Below are 8,747 nucleotides of genomic sequence, written 5' to 3' on the forward strand. Positions count from 1 at the left end.
GCGCGGAACAGGAAGATGCCGGCGTTCCAGCTGTACCCGCCCGCGGCGAGCATCGTCTCGGCATCGGCGAGCGGCGGCTTTTCGATGAATCGATCGACCTTGAAGCCCTCGTCGCCGAGCGGACCGCCCCCGGCGATATAGCCGAAACCGGTTTCGGGGCAGTCGGGGGTGATGCCGAAGGTGACGAGCCAATCCTGTTGCGCCAGGCGGGCGCCCTTGGCGATCGCGGCATGAAAGGCGGAAAGGTCGGCGATCACATGGTCGCTCGGCATCACGAGCAGCAGCGTGTCGGCGTCGGCCTGCGCGACCGCGAGCGCGATGGCGGCGGCGGTGTTGCGCGGCATCGGCTCGACGAGCAGCGAAGCCTCTTTCGCGCCCATCTGCTCGCGGACGACCGCGACATGCGCGTCGCCGCACAGGATGATCGGCGGCAGGAAGTCCGGACCCGCGGGCGTGCGCTGCACCGTCTGCTGGAACAGGCTCTTCTCGCCCGTCAGCGGCAGGAACTGTTTGGCGCGGTCGCCGCGCGATTCGGGCCACAGGCGGGTCCCGGCGCCACCGCAAAGGATTACGGGCTGAATCATCAAGCTCATGGACTCCCGTCTATCGCCTTGGGTGCCGCGGGTCATCCTCTTCGTTGAAATGGCAAGTGTAAAATTAACCGACAGTTGACGCCTCGGCTGTACTACCCTGCGGACATGTTCCGGCTGTTCAAACATTATGTCCCGCACGCCGTCGTCTGGCTGGCGCTGATCGAATTTTTCGCGCTGCTCGGCTCGGCCGAAGGGGCATGGCATCTCTATGCGCATCAGGCGGGATTCGACGCGGGGCCGCTCGCCGGCCGCTGGCTCCCGCTGCTCACCTTCGGCGTCGCCAATTCGCTCGCGATGATGGCGACCGGCATGTACGGAAACGAAGGGCTGCGTTCGATGCGCTTTGCGACCGCGCGCCTGCTCGCCGCGATCTCGCTCGGCGTGATCTTCCTGTCGGTGCTGGGTTTCCTGCTGCCCTCCGCGACGCTGTGGCGCGCGAACAGCCTCTATGCGATGATCCTTGCGATCGCGGTGCTGTTCGTGATCCGCCTCGCGCTGACGCAGTCGTCGGGCACCGAGGCGTTTCGCCGGCGCATCCTGGTGCTGGGCGCGGGGCCGCGCGCGGCGCGGCTCGCGGCGCTGGCCGGCGCGCCGGGAAGCGGGCTCGAAATGGTCGGATTCGTCGCGATGAGCGCCGCCGAGCAGACCGTCGCGGGCGCCGTGCCGCGCGAGGCGATCGCCAATCTGTCGGAACATGTCGTCGCGCTGCGCGCCGGTGAAGTCGTGCTGGCGCTCGAGGAACGGCGTAACGCGCTGCCGCTGAACGACCTCCTCCGCGTCAAGACGACCGGCGTCCATGTCAACGATATCGCGAGTTTCATCGAGCGCGAGACCGGGCGCGTCGACCTGGCGACGACCAACCCCAGCGGCCTCATCTTTTCGGACGGCTTTTCGGCGGGGCAACGGATTTCCAAGGTCGGCAAGCGGATATTCGATATCCTTGCCAGCCTGATCGTCCTGATCGTGGGCCTGCCGCTGATCATCGTCGCGGGGATTGCGGTCGTTCTCGACAGTCGCGGGCCGGTCTTTTACCGCCAGCCGCGCGTCGGCCTGTTCGGCGAGCCCTATGACATCTTCAAGATCCGCTCGATGCGTACCGATGCCGAGGCGTCGGGCAAGGCGGTGTGGGCGGCGGAGAACGACCCGCGCGTCACGCGCGTCGGCCGCGTGATCCGCAAGCTGCGCATCGACGAACTGCCGCAGACATGGTGCGTGCTGAAGGGCGACATGAGCTTTGTCGGGCCGCGCCCCGAACGGCCGAGCTTCGTCGGGGAGCTCGAGAAGAAGCTGCCCTATTATGCCGAACGCCACATGGTGAAACCGGGGCTGACCGGTTGGGCGCAGATCAACTATCCCTATGGCGCGTCGGTCGAGGATGCGCGCGTGAAGCTCGAATACGACCTCTATTACGCCAAGAATTATTCGCCCTTCCTCGATCTTCTGATCCTGCTCCAGACGGTGCGCGTCGTGCTGTGGCCGGAGGGCGCGAGGTAAAGGTGAGCGCGCTCGCCGGCCTGTCGCAAATCCTGTCCGGCCTTGCGCTGGCGGGCTTTACCGGCGTCACGCTGTGGCTGCTGACGCGCCCGCGCGCGCGGATGGCGGCGTTGATGCCCGCGCCGCGATGGCTCGCGGCGGCGGCGGCGGCAACCGCCGGATGGTGCGCGGCACTGCTGTTCTTCGGTCCCGGATCGTCGCAGTCGCTGGTGGTCCAGACCTTGCGCGACCTCGCGATGCTGTGCTGGCTGGGGCAGACCTACTGGTCGCCGCGCGCGCCGATGTCGCGTGCGCTGCGGCTGATCCTTCGCATGCTGGCGACGATCTGCGTGCTGACGCTGCTGCTGGGGGCGGCGGCGCATCTGCGCGCGGGTGCGGCGGCGGAGCCGTGGATGACCCCGACGCTGACCTTCGCGGCGATGGTCGTCGCGATCGGCGGATTGCTTCTGATCGACGGCGCGGTCCGCCACGCGGGGGCGGGACAGCGCAAGCCGGTGATGGCGGTCGCGGCCGGTTTCGCGATGCTGTGGGCCTATGAGGTCAATGTCCAGCTGATCGGGGCGCTGACCGGCCGGACCGCGTCGATGCTGCGCGACCTGCTGCCGGCGGTCGCCCTGTCGACCCTGCCGGCCTATGTCGTCGCCGCACTCGACATCGGGCGCGACCGGATGCGCCTGTCGCGCACCGCGGCGACGCGGACGCTGGTCCTGCTCGGCGGAGCCGCCTATCTGATCGTGATCGCGCTGACCGGCGCGGTCGCGCGCGCCGCCGGCAGCGACTATGCCGAGCTCGCGCAGGCGATATCGCTCGCCGCCGCGCTGGGGGCCGGCGGGCTGCTGCTCGCCTCCTCGCGGTCGCGCGCGTGGCTGTCGGTCATGATTTCCAAGCATTTCTTCGAGCATCGCTATGATTATCGCGCCGAGTGGATGCGCTTCACCGCGACGCTGGCGCAGGGCGACGGCGACGACGACCGCAACCTCTATCGCCGCGTCGCCAAGGCGCTGGCCGAACTGACCGGCAGCCCCGGCGCGTTGCTGATGCTGCCCGGCGCATCGGGCGGTTTCCGCATCGCCGAGCAATGGCACTGGCCGGGCGATGCGAGCGAGGATGCGACACTGTCGCTGCGCTCGGCCTTCATGCTGCAGGAGACGCAGCATATCGTCGATCTCGACGCCGAGCGCCGCGGGCAGGGGAGCGAGGATCTGGCGATCCCCGACTGGCTGATCGCCGACACGCGCGCCTGGGTCGTGGTGCCGGTGCTGCATTTCCAGCGGATGATCGCGATCGTCGTGCTGCACCGCCCGCCCGTGTCGCGCGCGCTCGACTGGGAGGATCTCGACGTGCTGCGCATCGCGGGGCAGCAGGCGGCGAGCTATCTCGCCGAATCGCAGAGCCAGCGCGCCTTGTCCGAAGCGCGGCGTTTCGACGAGTTCAATCGCCGCTTCGCCTTCATCATGCACGACATCAAGAATCTGGCGAGCCAGATCGGCCTGCTCGCGCGCAACGCCGAGCGCCATGCCGACAAGGCCGATTTCCGTGCCGACATGATCGGGACGCTGAAGATTTCGGCGGGGCGGCTCAGCGACCTTCTCGTCCGCCTGTCGCCGCGCGAGCGAGGCCCGGCGGCGGAGGCGGGGCGGACGCTGGTCGAACCGGTACTCAATGAAATCGCCACCGAGATGCGCCCGCGCCGTACCATCTTCGTCGGGTGTCAGGCGGGCCTGTCGGCGTGGGCCGATGCGGGCGCGATCCGGCAGATCGTCCAGCATCTCGTGTCGAACGCGATCGACGCGTCGGCGCCCGAAACGTCCGTGCAGGTGGTCGCGGTCGCCGAACAGGGGCGCGTGCGCATCGACGTGATCGATCAGGGCTGCGGCATGACGCGCGAGTTCGTCCGCGACGAACTGTTCAAGCCTTTCGTTTCGACGAAGGAATCGGGGTTCGGGCTGGGGGCATATGAGGCGCTGCAGATCGCGCGGGCGATGGGCGGCGCGATCGAGGTGGCGAGCGAGCCGGGCAAGGGGAGCAGCTTCACCCTGTGGCTGCCGCTTGCCGATGCGCGGAGCGATGGCGGGGGCGACCCCCGCGCGGTGAAAGTGGGATAGATGACCGGGAGCGGGACCGATATGCGCAAATTGCTGGTCGTCGAGGACGATCCCGGGCTGCAGGCGCAGCTCAAATGGGCGTATGAGGATTATCAGATCCTCGTCGCGGGGGACCATGATGCCGCGATCGATCTGCTCCGCGCCGAGGAGCCCGATGTGGTGACGCTCGACCTCGGCCTGCCTCCCGATCCCGACGGGACGCGCGAAGGGTTCCGGACGCTGCAGGCGATCCTCGAGGCCAAGCCCGATACCAAGGTGATCGTCGTGTCGGGGCATGGCGAGCGCGCGAGCGCGCTCACCGCGATCGCGAACGGGGCGTGGGATTTCTACCAGAAGCCGATCGATATCGACGAACTGGGGCTGATCGTCCGCCGCGCCTTCCACGTGCGCGAGCTCGAGGTCGAGAATGCGCGGCTGGCAAGCGAGGGTGCGGGGGACAATCGCGTGCTCGGGGGGATGATCACCGGCGCGCCCGAGATGCTGAAGGTCGCGCGCACGATCGAGCGTGTCGCGAACCTCGATGTCAGCGTGATGCTCCTCGGCGCGAGCGGCACGGGCAAGGAATTGCTCGCGCGCGGGCTGCACGAGGCGAGCGCGCGGCGCGACGGTGCGTTCGTCGCGATCAACTGCGCCGCGATTCCCGAGAATCTGCTCGAAAGCGAGCTGTTCGGGCACGAGAAGGGCGCGTTCACCGGCGCGGTGAAGACGACGGAGGGCAAGATCGAGCTCGCGCATGGCGGCACGCTCTTCCTCGACGAGGTCGGCGACATTCCGCTGCCGCTGCAGGTCAAGCTGCTGCGATTTCTGCAGGAACGCACGATCGAGCGGATCGGCGGGCGCAAGGCGATCGCGGTCGATACGCGGATCGTGTGTGCGACGCACCGCGACCTCGATGCGATGATCGCGCAGCAGAGCTTTCGCGACGATCTCTATTACCGGCTCGCCGAGATGGTGGTGAAGATCCCGTCGCTTGCGGAGCGGCCGGGCGATGCGGTGCTGCTCGCGCGGCATTTCCTCCACCAATATGCGCCCGAGATGAACCCCGGCGTGCGCGGCTTCGCCCCCGACGCGCTGCAGGCGATCGACGAGGGACGTTGGCCGGGCAATGTCCGCGAGCTTGAAAACCGCATCAAGCGCGCCGTTATCATGGCCGACGGCAAGCTGGTGATGCGTGAGGATCTGGACATGACGGGGGGCGATGCAGAGGGCGAGGAGGCGTGGCTCAACCTGCGCAGCGCGCGCGAGGCGGCCGACCGCGTCGCGATCCGCCGCGCGATGACGCAGAGCGAAGGCAATATCTCGGCGGCGGCCAAGCTGCTCGGTATCAGCCGCCCGACGCTTTACGACCTGCTCAAGCAATATCGGATGCAGGCCTGAATGGGCCTTCGCCGTCTCCGTACGGCCGCGCTGCTGATGACGGCGGCGGTGCTGGGGGCATGCAACGGCGCGCCTTCGAATGCGCCCCGCGCGGCATATGAACAGCGCCGTGCGGCGCTTCAGGAAGCGATCGCCGACAACCCGAAAGCGATCGCCGAACGGGTGGCGCTGGCGCGGGTCGCGATCAGGCTCGGCGACGGGGTGGCGGCCGAGGCCGCGGTCAAGGGCGCGATCGGCGCGGGTGCGAACGACGCCGCGCTGCGGCCCCTGCTCGCGCGGGCCTATGCGATGCAGGGCGAGGGTGCGCGCGCGCTCCAGACCCTCGACGAGGGACCGATCATTCCCGAGATGATCGGCGAGGCGGCATGGGTCGCGGGCGACGTGCATCTGGCGGGCGGCGATCTCGGCGCGGCGCGCGACGCCTATGACCGCGCGGTGCAGGAACTGCCGCGAAGTTCGGCCCTGTGGGTCGACGTCGCGCGCTTCCGCGATGCGAACGCCGATACGATGGGTGCGCGCGATGCCGTCGATTATGCGATCGAGCTCGACAAGACGAACAGCAATGCCCTTGCGTTCAAGGCGGACCTCGTGCGGACCGAGGAGGGGCTGAAGGCTTCGCTCGCCTGGTACGAAGCCGCGCTGAAGGCCGATCCCGACAATGAAGAGGCGCTGATCGGGCAGGCGGCGACGCTCGGCGATCTCGGCCGCTATCGCGACATGCTCGTCTCGCTCCGCCATGCCGCGACGCGCGTGCCGGGCGATCCGCGACTCTATTACCTGCAGGCCGTGCTCGCCGCGCGCGCCGGCAATTACCGGCTGGCGCGCAGCCTGCTCCAGCGGACGCGCGGCGAACTCGACGACCAGCCGTCGTTCATGCTGTTGAGCGCGATCGTCGAGCTCGAGCTGGGCGGCGAGGCGGTCGCGGCGACCTGGGCCGATCGCCTGCTGTCCGAACAGCCCGGGAATTTCACGGCGCGCCGCATCCTCGCCGCCGCCGAATGGGCCGACGGCGATGCGGACGCGGCATTCGCGGCGCTGCTGCCGATCGTCCGTCGTCCCGACGCCGACAGCTGGTCGCTGCTGCTCGCGGCGCGGTCGGCCGCCGAACTCGGGATGAAGACCGGGTCGGCGGACTATCAGGCGCGCGGCGCGGCGCTCACGCGCGGCGAGGCGGTGCCGTTCGCGGTCGATAACGACTATGGTTTGATAACGATGGCGGCGGATGCGGAGCCGCTGAACCCCGCGAGTGCGATTCCCGCGATCTCGGCCGATATCGCGGCGGGCAATGCCGCGCGCGCGATCGGGCGCGCGGCGCGGCTGCGCGATGCGAATCGCGGCGTCGCCGATGCCCATATCCTGCTGGGCGACGCCGCGCTCGCGGGCGGGCAGTTCGATCTGGCGGTGCAATCCTATCGCGCCGCGCGCGATCTCGATGCGGGCGAGCGCACGACGCTGCGGCTGGCGAATGCGCTGTACCGTGCCGGCGATGCCGCCGGGTCGGGCGCCGCGATCCTCGCGCTGCGCGACAGCCAGCCGTCGAGTATCGCCGCCGACCGGCTCGCCGGGCATCTGGCGATGGATATCGAGCATTGGGACCAGGCGATCGCGCATTTCGAGCGCGTCCGCCGCCGGATCGGCGATCGTGACGTCGTCGTGCTGCGCGAACTCGCGCGCGCATGGGCGGCGAAGGGCTATGACGAGCGCGCGCTGCCGCTGATCGACCGCGCCTATCGGTTGCAGCCGCTCAATGCCGGGATCATGGAGATTTACGCGGGCCTGCTCGAACGGCGGGGCAAGACGCAGGCAGCGGCGGACCTTCGCGACAAGGCGGCGCAGATCGGGCGATAGGCCTCAGGCTTCGGTCAGGTCGAGAAGCGTGCGGGCGTCGAGGCCGATGCGGCGCATCTGATCGGCGACGGGGGGCCAGACATTGGCGAGGAAATCGGCGCGCATCAGGTCGCGGAGGCGCTCGGTCGCACCTTCCGCCACGAACATGCCGACGCCGCGTTTCACCGTGACCAGCCCCTCATCCTGAAAGGTCTGATAGGCCTTGGCGACGGTCAGCGGGTTGGCGCCTTCCTCGGCCGCGAGCGAGCGTACCGACGAGAGCATGTCGCCGTCGCGAAAGGTGCCGTCGAGAATGGCGTTGGCGATGACGTCGCGGAGACGCTGATAGACGGGCTTGGACTGATCGAGCATGCCGCCTTAATGCCATAAGACAGCAGCACAGTCAAATTCGGCTAATTACAAATTCAGTCCGGATGATGAAACTAAATTTCCCAAGCACTGACGACGTCATCATATTCGGGCCGGAGCCGCTCATCGAGCTCGCGCGAAGGCGTGCCGAAGAAGAAATAGCCGACGATCGCGTCGCCTTCGCCCGCGCCGAATGCGGCCGCGACCTCCGCGCTGAACGCCGCCCAGCCGGTGAGCCAGCTCCCGACGAAGCCATGCGCGTGCGCGGCGTGGAGCAGGTTCATGCCGACCGCGCCCGCCGACATCTGCTGCTCCCATAGCGGGATCTTGCTGCCGGCAACGGGGGTCGAGATCAGCACGAGCAAGGCCGGCGCCTGATGCGCGAACTGGTCGAGCGCCGACAGGTCCATGCCGGCGGCGCCGGGATTCTCGGCAACCCAGGCTTTCTTGAGCAGCGCGGCGAAGGCTTCGCGCTGGTCGTCCGCAATGGTGACGATGCGCCAGGGGGCCAGCTTGCCATGATCGGGAGTGCGCAGCGCGAGACCGATGATGTCCCTGAGCTGCGCATCGTCGGGGCCGGGCGCAACCATGTCGCGTGGCTTGCCCGAGCGGCGGGTGGCGAGGTGGGCGAGGAGCGAGGAGGTGTCGTTGAACATGGTGCGCCATGTGGGCTTTTGCGTGGCTTTGCGCAAGTGTTGCGAACGGTTCGCAACAAATTCCGGCCCGATCGCGATGGTTTCGCGCGCAATTAGATTCTTCCCATACGCAATTTTGACGCTAGTGTTACGGCCATCCGCCCCGTTTCCGGGGCCAACATCATATTCCAGGGAAGGGTCGCCATGACCAAAGCCTATGCCCAGCACGGGGATGCCGCCGGGACGTTTCTCGGCCACCCGAAGGGCCTGTTTGTCCTGTTTTTCGCCGAAATGTGGGAGCGTTTTTCCTATTACGGGATGCGCGCGCTGCTGATTTTCTATCTGAC

At 68.1% G+C, this 8,747-nt stretch carries 7 protein-coding genes; 4 read left to right on the forward strand and 3 right to left on the reverse strand.

Annotated elements, in window-relative coordinates:
* Positions 1-593 (reverse strand): sugar phosphate nucleotidyltransferase (locus tag JHC57_RS19120; protein WP_294032088.1); only part of this gene is annotated, 593 nt, incomplete at its 3' end.
* 105 nt (positions 594-698) lie between these two features.
* Here JHC57_RS19120 and JHC57_RS19125 point away from each other — a divergent pair.
* The 4 genes from JHC57_RS19125 to JHC57_RS19140 are packed head-to-tail and all read left to right on the forward strand — an operon-like array spanning position 699 to position 7,417.
* Positions 699-2,087 (forward strand): TIGR03013 family XrtA/PEP-CTERM system glycosyltransferase, encoded by a 1,389-nt coding sequence (locus tag JHC57_RS19125; protein WP_294032099.1) that lies wholly within the window; start codon positions 699-701, stop codon positions 2,085-2,087.
* 2 nt (positions 2,088-2,089) lie between these two features.
* Positions 2,090-4,192, forward strand: a complete 2,103-nt coding sequence (gene prsK, locus JHC57_RS19130) for an XrtA/PEP-CTERM system histidine kinase PrsK (RefSeq protein WP_294032090.1) — start codon at positions 2,090-2,092, stop codon at positions 4,190-4,192.
* Positions 4,193-4,213: 21 nt separating this feature from the next.
* Positions 4,214-5,569 (forward strand): PEP-CTERM-box response regulator transcription factor, encoded by a 1,356-nt coding sequence (prsR, locus tag JHC57_RS19135; protein WP_294032092.1) that lies wholly within the window; start codon positions 4,214-4,216, stop codon positions 5,567-5,569.
* Complete coding sequence (locus tag JHC57_RS19140; RefSeq protein WP_294032094.1) at positions 5,570-7,417, forward strand: tetratricopeptide repeat protein; 1,848 nt, start codon at positions 5,570-5,572, stop codon at positions 7,415-7,417. It begins immediately after the preceding gene.
* A 3-nt stretch (positions 7,418-7,420) separates the two neighbouring features.
* On the opposite strand, the gene JHC57_RS19145 is transcribed toward JHC57_RS19140, so the two are convergent.
* Together JHC57_RS19145 and JHC57_RS19150 are read right to left on the reverse strand one after the other, a co-directional pair.
* On the reverse strand, positions 7,421-7,768 hold the full coding sequence (locus JHC57_RS19145) for a GntR family transcriptional regulator (RefSeq protein WP_294032096.1): 348 nt from the start codon (positions 7,766-7,768) through the stop codon (positions 7,421-7,423).
* A 71-nt stretch (positions 7,769-7,839) separates the two neighbouring features.
* On the reverse strand, positions 7,840-8,421 hold the full coding sequence (locus JHC57_RS19150; RefSeq protein ID WP_294032098.1) for a nitroreductase: 582 nt from the start codon (positions 8,419-8,421) through the stop codon (positions 7,840-7,842).
* Between the last annotated feature and the right edge of the window lie 326 nt (positions 8,422-8,747).

Origin of the sequence: Sphingopyxis sp., assembly GCF_016463645.1 — a bacterium.
Lineage (GTDB): Bacteria > Pseudomonadota > Alphaproteobacteria > Sphingomonadales > Sphingomonadaceae > Sphingopyxis.

Excerpts from the sequence above, each read along its gene's own strand:
- JHC57_RS19125 (WP_294032099.1), top strand. The coding sequence starts at position 699 with ATGTTCCGGCTGTTCAAACATTATGTCCCGCACGCCGTCGTCTGGCTG.
- prsR (WP_294032092.1), top strand. The coding sequence starts at position 4,214 with ATGCGCAAATTGCTGGTCGTCGAGGACGATCCCGGGCTGCAGGCGCAG.
- JHC57_RS19140 (WP_294032094.1), top strand. The coding sequence starts at position 5,570 with ATGGGCCTTCGCCGTCTCCGTACGGCCGCGCTGCTGATGACGGCGGCG.
- JHC57_RS19145 (WP_294032096.1), bottom strand. The coding sequence starts at position 7,768 with ATGCTCGATCAGTCCAAGCCCGTCTATCAGCGTCTCCGCGACGTCATC.
- JHC57_RS19150 (WP_294032098.1), bottom strand. The coding sequence starts at position 8,421 with ATGTTCAACGACACCTCCTCGCTCCTCGCCCACCTCGCCACCCGCCGC.